Below are 16,290 nucleotides of genomic sequence, written 5' to 3'. Positions count from 1 at the left end.
AATTTATGCAGACGCAGCCGCTAACTGACACTCTGGACTAATACCGAAACGCCTGCCTCATGGATATATACGCACTGCTCAAAAGACTGGTCGATTTCGACGGGTCAGATCTATACCTTGCTACCGGTGCACCTCCCAGTGCCAAATTCGCCGGGGAGCTCACCGCACTGAGCGATGTGCCTTTTGCCCGAGGTGAGGTAGAGGCAATCGCCAATCAGGTCATGAACCAGGATCAGCGTGAGGAATTCGAACGCGAGCTTGAGATGAATCTGGCCATAGCACCAGAGGGAATTGGCCGCTTTCGCCTGAACATCTTCAAGCAGCGTAACGAGGTATCACTCGTTGCCCGAAACATACAGACAGAAATTCCACGTTTCGACGATCTGGGTCTGCCTGACATCCTGAAGGATGTCATCACAGCCAAAAATGGATTGGTACTGTTTGTTGGCGGTACCGGCTCGGGCAAGTCCACATCTCTGGCAGCACTGATCGATCATCGAAACAGTTTCAAGGGTGGGCATATCATCACCATCGAAGATCCTGTGGAGTATGTACACCCTCACAAGAAGTGCATCGTCAATCAGCGTGAGGTGGGCGTCGACACCAACAGCTTTCATGCGGCCCTGAAAAATACGCTGCGTCAGGCACCTGATGTCATTCTGATCGGTGAGATTCGTGATCGGGAAACCATGGAACATGCCGTGGCTTTTGCAGAAACCGGCCATCTTGCCATTTCCACACTGCACGCCAACAACGCCAACCAGGCGCTGGATCGCATCATCAATTTCTTCCCCGAAGAGCGCAAGGCTCAGCTACTGCATGATCTGGGTAACAATATCCGGGCGATCGTTTCGCAACGACTGGTGCCCACCGTCGATGGCAAGCGATGCGCTGCCATCGAGATTCTGCTGGGCTCCCATACCATCAAGCAGATGATCATGAAAGATCAGCTCTCCGATATCAAGGAGGCCATGCTGAAGTCAGAAAATCAGGGCATGAAAACATTCGACAGTGCTTTGTTCGATCTGGCTCGCGAGGGACGCATTACCGAGGATGAGGCTTTGAAGAATGCCGATTCAGCCAACAACCTGCGCCTGCGTTTCAAATTAAGTGGCCGTTCGGGAAAAAGCAACGATGAGGACGAGGCTGAGGAACTTCTGCTCAGAGGCCAGATGCCAAGTCAGGTAGCTGCAGCGAAGGCCGCTGCCGAGAAGGAGGGCGGTGCTGACGAAGCAACTGCCGAATCCGCACAATCGTCTGAAGCTTCAGAACCGCTGGACGTACATGCAGCCATGGCACAGAAGATTGCCAGCCACAAGGCTGCTAACGATGGCACCTCGGGATCGGCAGGTAAATCTTCTGGAAGCAATTCCAATCTGGAAAAAGCGGCGGAACTGTTCGAGCTTTCACTTGAAGAGGAGCCCGAACCCGAGCCTTCCGACGATGATGCTGAAGAGGATCCGGCGCAGTTTGGCATGGGGCGTATTGGTTAGATAAGCCGGGCTGAATCCTCTTGAGTGATTCAGCCCTGTGATCGCCTCAGCATGATCCATCATTTAAAATGATGCGCGCTGCTATCCCCACCCTTGCATATAACGATTAGAAGCAACTTGCCCTGCCGGCTGCCCTCTTCTGCGTCTCAGCTTGAAATACAGCAAACACCCATTATTCCCGGTAATTTTTACACAGTGGGAGTCACCTCTCATCTTGCTATACGAATAACCTCAAGGCAGCAAATGAGTCCCATCTAACTGCATCTATCTGCGGCTAGCCCGCGTAATGTTCAGGAGGAAGCTTTTCTTCACCTCGCCACTACCGGAATTATCGCCACATGAAAAACCAAATGCCCATCAAGCACTATCTGGCTATTGCCATCCCACTGCTTGTCGGCGCCGTTGCTACCCCCGTACTGGCATCAAGTCATCGCGAGGCACCTTACGTTACACAAAAGCCGAAGGTCGATGCGACTGACTTCTATCTATTCAACAGCTATGAGTCGGGCCGCGAAGGTTACGTCACGCTGGTTGCCAACTATGTCCCTCTGCAGGATCCCTACGGTGGTCCCAATTACTTCTCCATGGACCCGAATGCGCTCTATGAAATCAATGTAGACAACGATGGTGATGCAGTCGGCGACATCAGCTTCCAATTCCGTTTTCAACAGGCATTGGCTGGCGGTACCGGTGTACAGCTTCCCATTGGCGACAAGATGGTCACCATTCCACTACAAATCGCAGGCGGTGTGAGTGCATCCAGCCAGGCAGCAGCCAACTTCAGCGAAACCTATTCCCTGGAAATGGTTGCAGGCGATTCACGAACTGGCGAGCGCAGCAGTGCGACTGACACAGCCTCCAGCGAATCCAGCTTCGCCAAGCCATTGGACTTTATCGGTGACAAGACATTCTCCGGGCAGCAAGGCTACAGCGATTATGTTGCGGCACTCCACAATTCTGGCAGCGCCTATAACGACATCACTCTGAGTGCTTGCCCCAGTGGTGCACAGGATGCACGTGTATTTGTCGGACAGCGTACTGAGTCTTTCTCGGTAAACCTGGGCCAGGTGTTCGACCTGGTGAACTTCGATCCGACCAGTATCGAAGACAACGACAGCAATAATCAGTTGGCTGACAAGAACATCACAACCATTGCTCTGGAAGTCAGCAAAGACTGCCTGACAGGTGCAGGTAATGGTGTCATCGGTGGCTGGACGGCTGCCAGCGAACAACAGATTCGCGTATTGAACCCATCAGCCAGCTTTGATCGTGCAGAAATTGTTGCCGGTGCATGGACACAGGTGTCCCGCCTGGGCGCTCCATTGGTTAACGAAGTGGTCATCGGTCTGGGTGACAAGAACCGTTTCAACGCCAGCCAACCAGCTGACGACGGACAGTTTGCCGACTATGTCACCAACCCTACTTTGCCAGCCTTGTTGAACATCATCTTCAACAGCAATCAGGAATTCGGAGTCGCGGACATTGCACCACAGAACTTTCCTCGTACCGATCTGGTTGCCGCATTTTTGACAGGCTTTGAGGGTGTTAATCAACTGGCAACGGTAACGCCATCTGAAATGTTGCGTCTGAACACCGCAATTGCAGCCACCGCCGCAGATGCTCAGTCCAACCTGGGCGTGGCAGCAGGCGATCTGGCAGGCTTTCCTAACGGTCGTCGTCCTGGTGATGATGTAACTGACCTGGCTTTGCGAGTTGTCATGGGAGCACTTTGCCATAACATCGCCGTCGATCTGAACGGCGATGGCAACCTTGATGATGCGGACAACCTGAACGTGTGTGGCGGTGATTCAGCCGAAGCCAATGAAGCATCAGCTCCTGCAGGTGCCGTTGCTTTCCGCGACGGTGCTCCACAAAATGCAGCTCAGTTTGATACCAGCTTCCCTTATCTGCGTACTCCGGTTTCCGGTAGTACGGCGTCTAACTAATCGGCCAATCTGACAGGAGACTGGAATCATGAAAAAAACAGTGATGACACTCGTAATGGCAGCTACCGTCGCGTTAGCGGGATGCAGCTCGAGTTCAGATGACGACGACAATGGCACCGATCCCGGCACCGGCGGTAATACAACGACGGTGACACTGGATGCGTTAGTGAGTTCACCTGCCAACTCACAGCCAGCTGATGATGGTCTGGATCAGGTTAATGCTGACCTGCTCAATGCCTTCGGCGATGCCAACACAAGCCCGCTGGAGCTGGACGATAACGAAACGGTTGCAACGTTCATCAAAAAGCAAAAATCCGCTCTTTGATCTGACTACATAGCCGTAAAACAAAAAACCCGCGACGGACTCAGTCCCCGCGGGTTTTTTCGTTAACGGCCCTTAAATGCCTCTTATTACCTATAAAAATAGCCATTTAGGAGCAATATTTGCCCAAATCATACCCACATAACAAGCAATATCAACAACTTACAAGGGTCAGACCCTCTCTCTGGCCTATATGGCGAGGTATTCGTGGCGGAGCTCTTCGTTCTGGAGGACTTCGGCAGCGGTACCGCTGTAGACGATTTCACCGGTATCAAGAATCAGGGCGGAGTCGGACAAGCGTAGGGCGGCGACGGCATTCTGTTCGACGAGGATGGTTGTGATGCCGGTATTCTTGACTTCAATCAGCGCATTCTCGATATCGTGACGAACCACTGGAGCAAGCCCTTCGTAAGGCTCATCCAGCAATAACAGTTTGATATCGCGAGCCAGTGCACGGCCGATGGCTAGCATTTGTTGTTCTCCACCTGACAAGGTAATGCCTTCCTGGCGGCGACGCTCTTTGAGGCGCGGGAACAATTCGTAAATACGCTCGTAACTCCACCCACTGGAACCTGCTATACAAGCAATGTCCAGATTCTCTTCGACCGTCAGGCCCGGGATGATGCGTCGATCCTCCGGTACCAGTTGCACGCCCGCCAGAGCAGCTTCATAGTCTTGCATTTCATGCAGTCCGACGCCGTTCAACCAGATGCTGCCACTGCGCAATTCAGGACTGGCGGCGCGGGCGATTGCCCTCAAGGTAGAGGTTTTGCCAGCACCATTGCGGCCCAGCAATGCCACGATCTCACCCTCATTGATGGAAAAGGATACGTCCTGGACAATATAGCTGTCGCCATAGTAAGCCTTGAGTCCTTCCACCCTCAAATAGGCATCCTTATCTGATTCGGGCTTCACAGTTGCATTACTCATTATACTTGCTCCTCGCCCAGATAGGCTTCCTTGACTCGTGGGTCGGCCTTGACCTCCTCAGGGGTACCCTGGCAAATTATTTTTCCACCCGCGAGCACCGATATTCGATCAGCCAGACTGAATACGACGTGCATATCGTGCTCGATAATGACTTTTGTCATGCCTTGTGCCTTGATGCGTTTCAGCAAGTCGATCGTGGCATTGGTGTCATGCCGGGCCATACCCGCCGTTGGCTCATCCAGCAATAACAGCCGAGGTTCCTGTGCGAGCCCCATGGCAAGCTCGAGCCTGCGTTTGTCACCCCTTGACAGGCTGCTGGCATCAACCTTGGTCAAAGCCCCCAAGCCCAGATCTTCAAGCATATCTTCGGCTTTACTGCGCACCGTTTTCTCACCAGAAAACCGCCTGAACCAACTTAGCTTAAAGGCACCATCGCGCTTCGCCAGAATGGGAATCATGACATTTTCAAGCAAACTCAACTCTGGGAATATCTCCGGTGTCTGAAAAACCCGTACCACACCCAGCTGGTTGATCTCATGCGGATGCTTGCCCGTCAGGTTGGCACCATCAAAGATGACCTGGCCCGAATCTGGCCGAAGCCGACCGATACACACATTCAACAAAGTGGATTTGCCTGCACCATTGGGCCCGATGATGGCGTGCGTTTCGCCTTCTTTGACACTCAAGTCAATATCGCTCAGGGCATGCAGACCAGCAAAGCTCTTGTGCACGTCAGCGACGTGCAAAACTGTATTTTCCATGAGATTTGCCCCTAGGATTTATCTGCAACCGGCGCCGGAGTGCCAGCGTCGGGTTTGACGGACTTGCGTTTGAACAGGCCTCCGATTCGACGCATGCCCTCCATGATGCCGCCTGGCAGGAAGATGACGACGATCATGAACAACAAGCCCAGCGTCAGATGCCAGCCATCACCAACAAACAGGCTGACAACATCCACCACAATGCCCTGCAATGCATCAGGCAATCCATCGAATATCTGATTCAGGGTTCCTTCGTTGAAGGCTGAGAATATATTCTCGAAATACTTGATCAGGGCAGCTCCCAGCACCGGGCCAAGCAGAGTACCCGCACCACCGAGAATCGTCATCAGAACCACCTCGCCAGAAGCAGTCCACTGCATGCGTTCGGCTCCTGCCAGCGGGTCGGTGACCGCAAGCAATGCTCCGGCAAGTCCGGCATACATTCCCGAGATGATGAACGCCCAGATCAGATAGGGCCTGGTATTGATCCCGGTATAGGACATCCGAGTCTGATTGGACTTGATGCCTCGCAGCATCGCACCAAAAGGCGAGCGTGTAATACGCATGGCAATGAAGAAGCCGATAATCAATGCAACCGCGCAGAAATAGAATCCAGGCAAACCGCTCATCTTCAAACCAAACAGACTGGTAGAAGGTAATGACCTGCCCGTGCTGACACCTGCCATGGCATCGAGAACACGTGCATCACTCAGGCTTAATTGCAAGCCTGTCTCCCCATTGGTTATGGGTGTCAACACCGAATAAGCCAGGTTATAGGACATCTGGGCAAAGGCCAGCGTCAGTATCGAGAAGTAGATGCCGGAGCGGCGCAGACTGATGAAACCAATCAGAAATGCAAATATGCCCGCTACCACAACACTCAATATCACAGCCGGCAGTACATTCATCGTCAACAGCTTGAATGACCACACGGCGGTATAGGAACCAACTCCCAGGAAGGCGGCGTGACCAAAGGATAGATATCCTGTCAGACCGAACAGTATGTTGAAGCCGATGGCGAACACGCCAAAGATGGCAAACTTCTGCATCAGATCAGGATAGTTTGCACCGAAGGGTGCGAGCCAGACCGGCATGCTCAGTATCACTGCCGCAAAGACAATGAAAAGAACCCAGTCGGATGTTGCTGATATTTTAGTCATGATTATTGTCCGGTTGGATTCCTAGTCTTCCATCACACCCTTGCGACCCATCAACCCGCGCGGACGAACCAGCAGGACGATAACGGCAACAAGATAGATGATGATCTGATCAATACCCGGAACGATGCTCTTGATCTCGTTCATGGAGGCAAACGATTGCAATATGCCAAGCAGGAACCCGGCTAGCACAGCCCCGCCCAGGGAACCCATACCACCGACGACGACGACCACGAAGGAGAGCACCAGAAAATCCATCCCCATGTGGTAATCCGGCGGAAGTATCGGCGTGTACATAACCCCTGCCAGCCCCGCCACAACCGTTGCCATACCGAACACGATGGTAAAGCGTCGCTGTATGTCGATACCCAGCAGACCCACCATTTCACGATCCTGCATGCCAGCGCGGACCACCATGCCAAAGGTTGTGAACTGCAGAAAAGCAAAGACGGCACCAATGACAAGGGCTGAAAACAGCAGGTAGATCAGACGCCACCAGGGGTAGACGATGTTGTCGCCCAGACCAAAGAACGCTCCAATATTGGCACTGCCGGCAACGATAGCCGGTGCCGCCTGCGGTATGGGGTTGGCACCGAAGTAATGCCGGACGACTTCCTGGCAGATGATGGCCAGCCCGAAGGTCACCAGAATCTGATCAGCATGCGGACGCTTGTAGAAATGTCGTATCAGACCTCTCTCCATGACCAAACCGAGGAACAACATGATCGGTATGGCGATGATGATGGACAGGGGCACCGAATAATCAACAATGACGCCACCAATGACTGGAAACTTGGCCTCCAGAATCGGCACCTCCTTGTAGGCTTCAAACAAGGTGACACTCTCGTCTCGAACCTTGGTTGATAGGGTTAGCACCTTGCGCACGGTAACCGCGCAGAATGCACCCAGCATGAAAATGGCCCCATGGGCAAAGTTGACGACGCCCAGCGTACCGAACACCAGGGTCAGGCCCAGGGCAATCAGCGCGTAGGCCCCGCCTTTGTCCAGACCGTTGAGAAGTTGAAGAATCAGTGCGTCCAAAAGCGTGTCCCGTGTGGTTCAAAACCGATCAAAAGCGAACACAACCTGGCTGTACCTCATCCAATGAGGCGCCCGGTTATTGATCAGAAAGGGAGTCAGCTAACCGGCCAACAGGCCACCAGCATGACAAGACAAAGTTTGATTCCGGGCACGGTGACGGCTGCTTACCGAGCAAACTGAATCAGAATCAATACACAGCTGCATTCCGCAGCTGCCCACCAACGTACTGGCCGGCGCCTTGGATCAGGCGCCAGACAGTCAACGACGGTGGTTGAAAGGCTGTGCGTCAGACCCCGTTATTACAGACGCCCAGGTCACCACCCGCAAACATCGGGTGATCGACTGGATATTCCACCTGCGCACGTGGAGTCACTTCCACAACTTCCAGCAAATCAAACTGCGAGGATGGGTTTTCCTTGCCTTTCACTACCAGGACATCTTTGAAGCACTGATGATCACCGGCACGATATTCGGTTGGACCATTACCCAGCCCGTCGAATTTGTGACCTTCCAGTGCAGCGACTACCTGGCACGGCTCGAAGGTTCCGGCACGTTCACAGGCATCTGCATACAGAAGTGTCTGAACGTAGCAGGTGTGGGCCGCCTGCGAAGGCGGGAATCCATACTCCTGACCAAACGACTTGACGAAGGCCTGACTGCCGGCATCCGACAATGACCAGTGCCAGTTGGTTGAACCGTAGATACCTTTGACGTTTTCACCCGCCCCTTGAGCCATCAGACGTGAGTAAAGCGGTACCACAATCTGGAAGTCCTTCCCATTGACCTGCCGGTCTTTCAAGCCGAACTGAATAGCTTGCGTCAGGGAGTTGATCATATCCTTGCCGTAGTGATTGAGAATCAGCGTGTCAGCGCCAGAATTCAGAATTGGCGTGATGTACTGACTGAAGTCACCCGCGCCCACAGGCGTCATGACCTTGGCACCGGTAGTCCAGCCAATTGCCTCGGTTGATGCCACAATCGATTCTTCCTGCGTCCAACCCCAGGTGTAATCTGCTGTCAGGTGATAAGTTGTTCTGTCATTGCCATAGGTTTTCTCCAAAACAGGCCCCAGAGCCGCGCCTGACATATAGGCGTTGAAGAAGTGACGAAAGCCATTGGCTTTCTTGTCCTTGCCCGTCGTGTCATTGGAGTGAGTCAGACCTGCCATGAAAATAATGCCGGCATCCTGGCAAAGCCCCTGAACCGCGACCGCAACACCTGAAGAGGAGCCACCGGTTACCATGACCACGCCATCCTTTTCGATCATGCGCTTGGCAGAAGCACGCGCTGCATCGGATTTGGTTTGCGTATCACCCGTTACGTATTCGACTTTCTTGCCCAGAATACCGTTGCCCTTCAACGCACTGGGCTGCATGGTGTTCATCATGCCGCCATCGCCTTCACCATTGAGGTGTTTGACGGCAAGTTTGTAGGCGCGCAGCTCGTCGGCACCTTCGTCAGCATAGGCACCGGACTGTGGGACATTGAAACCGAGTGTCACACTGCCCTTGTCACCGGGGTTATTCAGAAACTCTGCACCGTAAGCATGCCGTGAGAAGAACAACGGCGCTCCGGTTATGGCAGCCGAGGCTGCGCTGGCTTTCAGCACTGACCGGCGGGACCAGCTTCCTGTCGTATTTTTCTTGCTCATAAAAAAGTCTCTCTCCAAGGTGGTACTTTTTCGATGGTTATCAGAGCGGTCCTTTGCGGATCTGTCTCTAACTAACCGTAATCAGCCGTGGTGAGCTGATGCAAAGCCAGATCTGCCTGACACAACGTTGTCAGTCCAAAATCTTTAGTGCCGAATCGCCACATATGATGTGCCGACACAAGAGCCTGAAATCAGTATAGGGAATCTGACAGTTTGGTAAGGATTTTTTCTATCATTAACAAAAACAATAGTTTATATACCTACAAGCTTTGGCAGCATTTGAATCGCAACCATTTTGGTGCCTAGTGTTACGAAAAGTAACGCTTTTCCAGTGTCAATGCATCGGCCAGCCGTACACCGTCTTGAGCTGACTGCACCTAATTTCCTGAAATGCGGCCTGATAGACACAATAAAGAAGTGTCAATCTGGCCGATTTCAATCATTCGACGCTTAAAGAACTCTCGTACAACCAGCTATCCAGCACCTTGTGAGCATCGCCAACGCCTTGCTTCTTCAATGCCGAGAAATCCTGCAATGTGGCATCGACGCCTGCATCGGAAAGTGCCTGCTGCACGCCCATCAGGGAGCTGCTGGCCTGATTTTTGGAGATCTTGTCCGCTTTAGTGAGAATAATGTGCAGACTTGCCTGACCTTGCTGCTGCAGTTCTATCAGAGTCCAGTCGCTATCTGTCAGAGGATGACGAATGTCCATGACGAGTACCAGGCCGCGTAGACTCGAGCGCGATATCAGGTATCGCGTCATGGCCGACTGCCATTCTTTCTGACGGTCTTTGGATACCTTGGCGTAGCCATAGCCCGGCAGATCAACCAGAAATTTTCCTTCATCCAGCGAAAAATGGTTGATCAGCTGCGTTCGACCCGGAGTTTTACTGGTCCGGGCCAGCTTACCGTTACGTGTGATTGTGTTAATGGCACTGCTCTTGCCCGCATTCGAACGACCGGCAAAGGCCACTTCGGCCGTCGACTCGGGACAGTAGTAGGGGTCGCTCGCACTGGAGTGAAATTGTGCCGAAAAGTACACCGAGTTCATTTTAAGGGTTCTATCCAATTGATATTGACGGGCTTAGTCACTTGCGTACCCCGCCAGTCTGCTAAAATTCGTCGATCCCGTGCGGGTTTCGACCACGTACAGTCTAACCACTCGAACAAATTCAAGTAATCGTCGGAGTTTTCATGAAAATTTGGGCCCTCGCAGCCGCACTTGCCTTTGCCTGGTTAGCAAGTCCTGCTTCCGCCGCTGGCGATCCAGCGACTGGTAAAGAAAAATCAGCTGTTTGTTCAGCTTGTCACGGTGCTGACGGTAAGGCGATTATGCCTGCCTATCCGAACCTGGCAGGCCAGCATGCCTCATATATCTCCAAACAATTAACTGCGTATCGTGATGGAGATCGAGTCAATGCACTAATGTCAGGTCAGGCAACCAATCTTACTGATGAAGATATCGAAGATCTTGCTGCCTACTATGCCAGCATGACCAAGCATGAAGGCGTTGCATCTGAAGAAGATGATCTTGCTCTGGGCCGCGATATCTATCGTGGAGGCATCACAGCAGCAGGTGTTGCAGCCTGTAGCGCATGTCATGGTCCTGCAGGAGAAGGCAACCCAGGCGCCAGCTGGCCAGTCGTTTCAGGCCAAAATGCCGAATATGCAGCCGATCAGCTGAAATATTTCCGCTCCGGCGAACGTGCTAACGATCCTAATTCGATGATGCGTGGCATTGCCAAGCGAATGACCGATGCAGAAATCACAGCCGTCACGAACTATATCACCGGTCTGCACGCAGCACCCTGATCGATTCGTTGTGTCCCGCTAGTTAATCGGCCCCTCTTTACGGGCCGATTCTGCTCGACAGCATTTCGACAAAGTCACGATTTCATGACAGAGTCCTGACCGTCGAACACGACTCACATTCCTGACATTGCAAGATCGTCAGCTATTTATGTTAGTCGAACTGAACGTTCAGCTACCGTACGGGTCTATTTGCCTACCCTAAGAATCTGTTTTCCACGAGGATCTGGACATGCTTTTCTCTCGACGCGGCTTTCTATCAGCTACGATCAAAACAACTCTTGCTGCCTCAGTCGGTAGTGCAGGTGCTATCGGCCTTGTCGGTACCGCTGCTGCTGCTGGTGGTTATGACCTGATCAACCCACCACAGAACACCTCTACGCCTGACCAGGTTGAGGTCATCGAATTCTTCTGGCTTGGCTGCCCTCACTGCTATTCATTCGAACCCAGCATTTCTGCCTGGGAAGAGAGCAAGCCGGACAATGTAGCCTTTATCCGAGAGGCACCGCCTCTGAACCCTTCATGGGAACAACATTCTCGTGCTTTCTATGCAGCGCAGCTGATGGGGCATGAAGAAGTATTCGTCAAAGCCATGTTCAATGCCATTCACGAAGAACGAAAGAACATGAGAAACCCTGAAGTCATTGCCGAACTGGCAGCGACACTAGGCATGGATAAAGATAAATTCCGGAAGACCATGGATTCCTTTGGTGTACAAACCAAGCTGAATCGCTCCATGCAACTGGCAAAAGCGGCAGGCCTGAGTGGCGTACCTTCTGTTGTCATCAACGGCAAATATCTGACAGGTGCAAGCCTGGCGGGTGGCAATGACGGCATCATCAACGTCATCAATGAAACCATTGCCATCGAAAAACAAACGATGGGTCTGGAATAGCTTCAAACCCTGCTGATTAGCCCCCCTTCAAGGCGGGGGCTCGATCAAGCAGCTTGTAGTAACCAAAAAGGCCGCATCTGATGCGGCCTTTTTTATTTCTACAGTCGATTCGTCAGGAAAGATTACTCTTCGAGCGCATCATCCAGTTCGGCAATCGGGAATGCTTTGACGAACGGCAGCAGTTGCTCGGCCGCCAGACCAGACGAGGAAATGGTCAGCATACCGCCGCTTTTGAGCTGCACCATGTACTGGCTATCGCCCCCGCCATCACTCATATCCAGCACTGTGCGCTTCTGAATCCGAATTTTCTTGCCACCCCCGCTACTCATCCCCATACCCAGCTGAGCCAGTGCCGCCAGACCACCACCGGCCACACCCGTCGTCAGAGAAACCGATACATCGCTACCATCCTTCGAGTAACTGCGTTCCATGATGGTCATGCCCATGGCGCTCTGATTATCGACCTCACCTCCGGTGAATCCGTCGACCTCGTCAGGAAAAATGGTCAGGGTTGCCTGCTGACGTAGCTGCTGCAGACTTTCCACGCACCATTTGGCTTCATCCAGAGCACCAACCAGATCATCTTCCCCGATCAAACGCGCAGCTTCGGTACACGCCGTTGCGGCCTCTTCAGACGACTGCGCCATAGCCTGCGCACTGACCAGAAACAGACTACATGTAAGAAGGACTGTCGGTTTGTTCATACATTCTCTCCAGATTTGTTGAGTTTCAGCTCGACACAAACCGGGGCGTGCTCGATGCTGTATCCCTTGTTCATGGTGCTGACATTGAGAAAAGACGTGCTCGAATGGTCCACACGCCCATGGCCCTCATGAATATGACCAAAAATATGCAGCAATGGCTCTAGCTCGTCAACTCGCCTCAACAGCGAGGGACAACCCGTACTTTCGAACTCATCGTCACTTCGCTGCACCTCATCCATGATACCCAAGGGTGGGCCGTGCGTTATCAGCACATCCGTATCCTTTGGTATCAGATTCCAGTGCGACTCGATGGCGGCTCCCGGATCACGCATGAACGACCAGTGCATGAATCGTGGCGTGATGGGCGAACCCCAGAAATTCACACCCTCAATCCGGCAACCCGAATCATTCAGCAACTGCACCCCGCACTCTTTTGCAAACCCCGCAACTATTGCCGGTGCAGCTTCCATGAAGGCGTCATGATTGCCCGCGATACACAATTTGTGGGCAAAGGCCTGTTTTCCGAACCAGTGCATGAAAGCACGAGTCTCTTCCTGAGAGCCATGGCCGGTCAGGTCTCCAGCATGAATCAACACATCTCCAGACGGCAGATCCAGCTTTTCATGATCACCATGAGTATCACTGATGCAAACTAGCTTCACGCGTACACGACCTCATTGTTTGCCAATGGTCATTTCCAATCTGAACAAGAGAGAATAGAGTCTCTCATAATCGTTTTCTGCAAGCCATGATACAGAAGGCCAGACCTCATAGGAAAACCAGGGTCGCCAGATGCTGTGTCTCCAGCGAATACGAAATTCATGGCCTCGATAACGCTCCAGAACATCCTCGTTCAGGGCCGTGTGATAGCTGGCAAGCGCCTCGAGCGCCAGCGCCTTTCTTTCCCCAAACTGGGTATAGAGCCCCAGAGTCTGTCCTGTAATTGCACCTTTATTGCCCTTGCGCCAGCTCAATTCGCTAAATGAGCGAAAGAAAAAATCCTCGTTATAGAACAGAACTCGCCGAAAATCGAAGGTCAAGCGGTTCTCAAACCCCGATTTGTTGTAATGCCAATAACTATTGGATGCACTGAAATCCCAACGTCTTTTCAGCTTGGTCCGGTAGCCGAGACTGACACGGCCAAAATATTGAATATCGCCCTCGCGCTGCCGCACGCCCAAGTCCACATCGGTATTGCCGTTCTTGCGTGCGGAACGGATAAAGCGGATCGCAGCCGAAGCATTCTGGTTGTTTCTGACCACAGTGCTCTGTGCACCACCAATGTTATCGCCGACCGAGTCGGTATCATCACCTTCCGTACTGAACAGCAGTTTGAAGCGACGTTCGGTATTGGGCAATGAGACACGGATCTTGACCGATGGATCCATTTCAAACGTGCCGCCCTCGGCGGCCTGCGTATCAAGCTTGATACGCGCCCAACTGTCATTCGTCAATACATCGCTGTTGGTGGAAGCATCGGTGAAAAAGCCATCAACCCGCGTCATGAAAGCCTCAAAACTCTCAGTCGCCCGACCCTGTGCACCATCGATATAATTACCGGCCTTGATCACCATGCCCGGCTCTTTCTCGACCTCATCCTCTTTCGCATCCTCGGCCTGGCCAGGGCCTGCAAATACTACAAACAAGCTTGATAACAACAGTAGCGTCAGGCGCTTACGCATCAAGAGCGCTCAGAAGTGCCTGCATCTCGGCTGCCGTTCCGATGGAAATACGCAACCACTGATCCAGTCGCGGCTTGTTCCAGTACCTAACCAGCACACCGGCATCATTCAGCTTTCTGAATACCTGCTCAGCATTACCGTCGGGGGCCTTGGCAAACACGAAGTTGGCAGCACTTGGCAATACCTCAAAGCCACGATTCTGCAAGTCTGACACAGCCTGCTGTCGCGTCTGCATGATGCTTGTCAGAGTCTGGCGGTAGTAGTCTTCAGCCTTGATTGATGCAACACCTGCGGCCTGCGCCAACGCATCCACCGGGTAGGAGTTGAAGGAGTTCTTGACCCGCTGCAGCCCCTCGATCAGGGACGGATGACCAAAGGCCACCCCCAGACGCATACCCGCCAGTGAACGCCCTTTCGAGAAAGTATGACTGACCAGTAGATTCGGATACTGCCGAATCAGTCCAACCACGCTTTCGCCACCAAAATCAGCATAAGCCTCATCTACCAGTAACACCTGCTCGGTATGCTTCTCTAACAGTCGAGAGACCGCATCCGCAGGCACAGCACTGGCTGTGGGCGCATTCGGGTTCGGGAAAATGATACCGCCCAGATTGGCCTCAAATCGTTCCAGCGACAGACTGTAATCTGGCTCAAGCTCGACCAGCTTTTGCTCAATACCGTAAAGATCACAGTACACCGGGTAAAAGCTGTAACTGATATCCGGAAACTGCAAAGGCTTGCCATTAGTGAAGTAGGCCAGAAATGCCAGTGCCAGGATTTCATCCGAACCGTTGCCGACAAAGACTTCATCGATACTCAGGCCATGGTATTCAGCCAGTGTCGTGCGTAGCTCCACACTTTCAGGGTCCGGATAGCGGCGTAGCTGATCGCCCTCGACGCCACGGATTGCCTGCAGCACCTCGGGTGCTGGCGGATAAGGATTTTCGTTGGTATTGAGCTTGGTGATATGGGCGCCACTGCGCTGCTCACCTGGCACGTATGGGGTCAGACGCTTTACCGTCTCGGTCCAGAAATTGGTCATGCTTATGAAGGGTAGGGTTATAGGATACGAGGAGAAACGCTTTCGCTCATTCGTCGAGCAAGGCACTCAGCTGCTCGCTAGCAGCACGCAGCTGGGGCAAAAAATCAGACACTGCGGAAATAGGCAGTCGCATACAAGGCGCATGAAATGACAAGGTTGCATAGAGTCTGCCCTGGTGGTTTTTAATCGGCATGGCCATGGCAACCACCCCTTCTATGTATTCCTCGTTATCCAGCGAATAACCTCGCTCCCGAGTGGCAATCAAATCCTCTTTCAGATCATCATGACTCAACAGAGTATTAGGCGTCAGACGTTCCATATGGGTATTCAGGATTATTCTGTCACGCCGTGCATCCGAAAGAGTGCTGAGGTACATCTTGCCTCCCGCCGTGGCATACATGGGAACCCGAGTACCAATCTTCAGATTGACTTGCACCGGCCAGTGCGTCTGGGCTCGATCAAAATAGATCATTTCAGCACCGTCGGGCACCGCAATATTGCAAGTCTCTCCAATCTCACGTGACAACGCCGAAAGAATCGCCTGGCGCTGCGCCTGCAAGGGTGCACCTGACAATACATTCAGTGCCAGTCGGTTGAGTCGATGCCCCGCCTGCAAACCACGCCCATTGAGACGAGTTGTCACGTAACCATGCTCCTCCAGTGCCGCGCACAGACGATGCACACTGGCTTTGGGTATGGACAGCTGCGCGGCAATATCAGTCGGGCTCAATGGATGCTCTGAATCCGCTACCGCATCCAGGATATCCAGAACACGCGTAACAGTTGAGCCCTTCGGACTGCGAGTTTGTGTCTCGTCACTCATGGCAATCATCATGGTCGTGGTCATGAAAGCCGAC

The 16,290-nt window shown here is 52.8% G+C and carries 16 protein-coding genes; 5 read left to right on the top strand and 11 right to left on the bottom strand.

What is annotated here, in order from left to right; genetic code table 11:
• Positions 1-59: 59 nt before the first annotated feature.
• From IMCC3135_RS00755 to IMCC3135_RS00745, 3 genes are all read left to right on the top strand, one after another.
• Complete coding sequence (locus IMCC3135_RS00755; RefSeq protein ID WP_205737850.1) at positions 60-1,493, top strand: PilT/PilU family type 4a pilus ATPase; 1,434 nt, start codon at positions 60-62, stop codon at positions 1,491-1,493.
• 338 nt (positions 1,494-1,831) lie between these two features.
• Positions 1,832-3,439 (top strand): DUF4331 domain-containing protein, encoded by a 1,608-nt coding sequence (locus IMCC3135_RS00750; protein WP_088915833.1) that lies wholly within the window; start codon positions 1,832-1,834, stop codon positions 3,437-3,439.
• 28 nt (positions 3,440-3,467) lie between these two features.
• The gene (locus IMCC3135_RS00745) at positions 3,468-3,764 is read left to right on the top strand and encodes a hypothetical protein (protein ID WP_157735671.1); all 297 of its coding nucleotides are present in this window, start codon (positions 3,468-3,470) and stop codon (positions 3,762-3,764) included.
• A 186-nt stretch (positions 3,765-3,950) separates the two neighbouring features.
• Here IMCC3135_RS00745 and IMCC3135_RS00740 read toward each other — a convergent pair whose 3' ends face one another.
• The 6 genes from IMCC3135_RS00740 to yihA form a co-directional block, all read right to left on the bottom strand.
• Positions 3,951-4,691, bottom strand: a complete 741-nt coding sequence (locus IMCC3135_RS00740; protein ID WP_088915831.1) for an ABC transporter ATP-binding protein — start codon at positions 4,689-4,691, stop codon at positions 3,951-3,953.
• On the bottom strand, positions 4,691-5,452 hold the full coding sequence (locus IMCC3135_RS00735) for an ABC transporter ATP-binding protein (protein ID WP_088915830.1): 762 nt from the start codon (positions 5,450-5,452) through the stop codon (positions 4,691-4,693). The genes IMCC3135_RS00740 and IMCC3135_RS00735 overlap by 1 nt, the downstream gene beginning before the upstream one ends.
• An 11-nt stretch (positions 5,453-5,463) precedes the next feature.
• A complete protein-coding gene (locus IMCC3135_RS00730; protein WP_205737849.1) occupies positions 5,464-6,612 on the bottom strand; it encodes a branched-chain amino acid ABC transporter permease in 1,149 nt (382 codons plus the stop codon).
• 21 nt (positions 6,613-6,633) lie between these two features.
• Positions 6,634-7,650 (bottom strand): branched-chain amino acid ABC transporter permease, encoded by a 1,017-nt coding sequence (locus IMCC3135_RS00725; protein WP_088915828.1) that lies wholly within the window; start codon positions 7,648-7,650, stop codon positions 6,634-6,636.
• A 286-nt stretch (positions 7,651-7,936) separates the two neighbouring features.
• Positions 7,937-9,301 carry a substrate-binding protein gene (locus tag IMCC3135_RS00720; protein ID WP_088915827.1) on the bottom strand — a complete coding sequence of 455 codons (1,365 nt, stop codon included), beginning with the start codon at positions 9,299-9,301 and terminating at the stop codon, positions 7,937-7,939.
• Between the two features lie 439 nt (positions 9,302-9,740).
• The gene (gene yihA / locus IMCC3135_RS00715; RefSeq protein WP_088915826.1) at positions 9,741-10,352 is read right to left on the bottom strand and encodes a ribosome biogenesis GTP-binding protein YihA/YsxC; all 612 of its coding nucleotides are present in this window, start codon (positions 10,350-10,352) and stop codon (positions 9,741-9,743) included.
• Between the two features lie 143 nt (positions 10,353-10,495).
• Here yihA and IMCC3135_RS00710 point away from each other — a divergent pair, with 143 nt between their 5' ends.
• Both IMCC3135_RS00710 and IMCC3135_RS00705 read left to right on the top strand, forming a co-directional pair.
• Entirely contained in the window at positions 10,496-11,113 is a 618-nt protein-coding gene (locus IMCC3135_RS00710) for a c-type cytochrome (RefSeq protein WP_088915825.1), read from the top strand.
• Positions 11,114-11,342: 229 nt separating this feature from the next.
• Positions 11,343-12,005: a thiol:disulfide interchange protein DsbA/DsbL gene (locus IMCC3135_RS00705; RefSeq protein WP_088915824.1), complete on the top strand. Its 663-nt coding sequence runs from the start codon at positions 11,343-11,345 to the stop codon at positions 12,003-12,005.
• Between the two features lie 122 nt (positions 12,006-12,127).
• On the opposite strand, the gene IMCC3135_RS00700 is transcribed toward IMCC3135_RS00705, so the two are convergent.
• The 5 genes from IMCC3135_RS00700 to IMCC3135_RS00680 are packed head-to-tail and all read right to left on the bottom strand — an operon-like array spanning position 12,128 to position 16,256.
• The gene (locus IMCC3135_RS00700) at positions 12,128-12,709 is read right to left on the bottom strand and encodes a hypothetical protein (RefSeq protein ID WP_088915823.1); all 582 of its coding nucleotides are present in this window, start codon (positions 12,707-12,709) and stop codon (positions 12,128-12,130) included.
• Entirely contained in the window at positions 12,706-13,371 is a 666-nt protein-coding gene (locus tag IMCC3135_RS00695; protein ID WP_088915822.1) for a metallophosphatase domain-containing protein, read from the bottom strand. The genes IMCC3135_RS00700 and IMCC3135_RS00695 overlap by 4 nt, the downstream gene beginning before the upstream one ends.
• A 12-nt stretch (positions 13,372-13,383) precedes the next feature.
• Positions 13,384-14,391, bottom strand: a complete 1,008-nt coding sequence (locus tag IMCC3135_RS00690; protein WP_088915821.1) for a hypothetical protein — start codon at positions 14,389-14,391, stop codon at positions 13,384-13,386.
• On the bottom strand, positions 14,384-15,433 hold the full coding sequence (gene hisC, locus IMCC3135_RS00685) for a histidinol-phosphate transaminase (protein WP_088915820.1): 1,050 nt from the start codon (positions 15,431-15,433) through the stop codon (positions 14,384-14,386). Before hisC ends, IMCC3135_RS00690 begins: the two co-directional genes overlap by 8 nt.
• A gap of 46 nt (positions 15,434-15,479) precedes the next feature.
• Positions 15,480-16,256 (bottom strand): IclR family transcriptional regulator, encoded by a 777-nt coding sequence (locus tag IMCC3135_RS00680; protein ID WP_169727388.1) that lies wholly within the window; start codon positions 16,254-16,256, stop codon positions 15,480-15,482.
• Positions 16,257-16,290: the final 34 nt, after the last annotated feature.

The sequence above is a fragment of the Granulosicoccus antarcticus IMCC3135 genome, assembly GCF_002215215.1.
GTDB lineage: Bacteria > Pseudomonadota > Gammaproteobacteria > Granulosicoccales > Granulosicoccaceae > Granulosicoccus > Granulosicoccus antarcticus.
The sequence above is the reverse complement of the archived record's forward strand: the minus strand, read 5'-3'. Positions and strand labels throughout refer to the sequence as shown.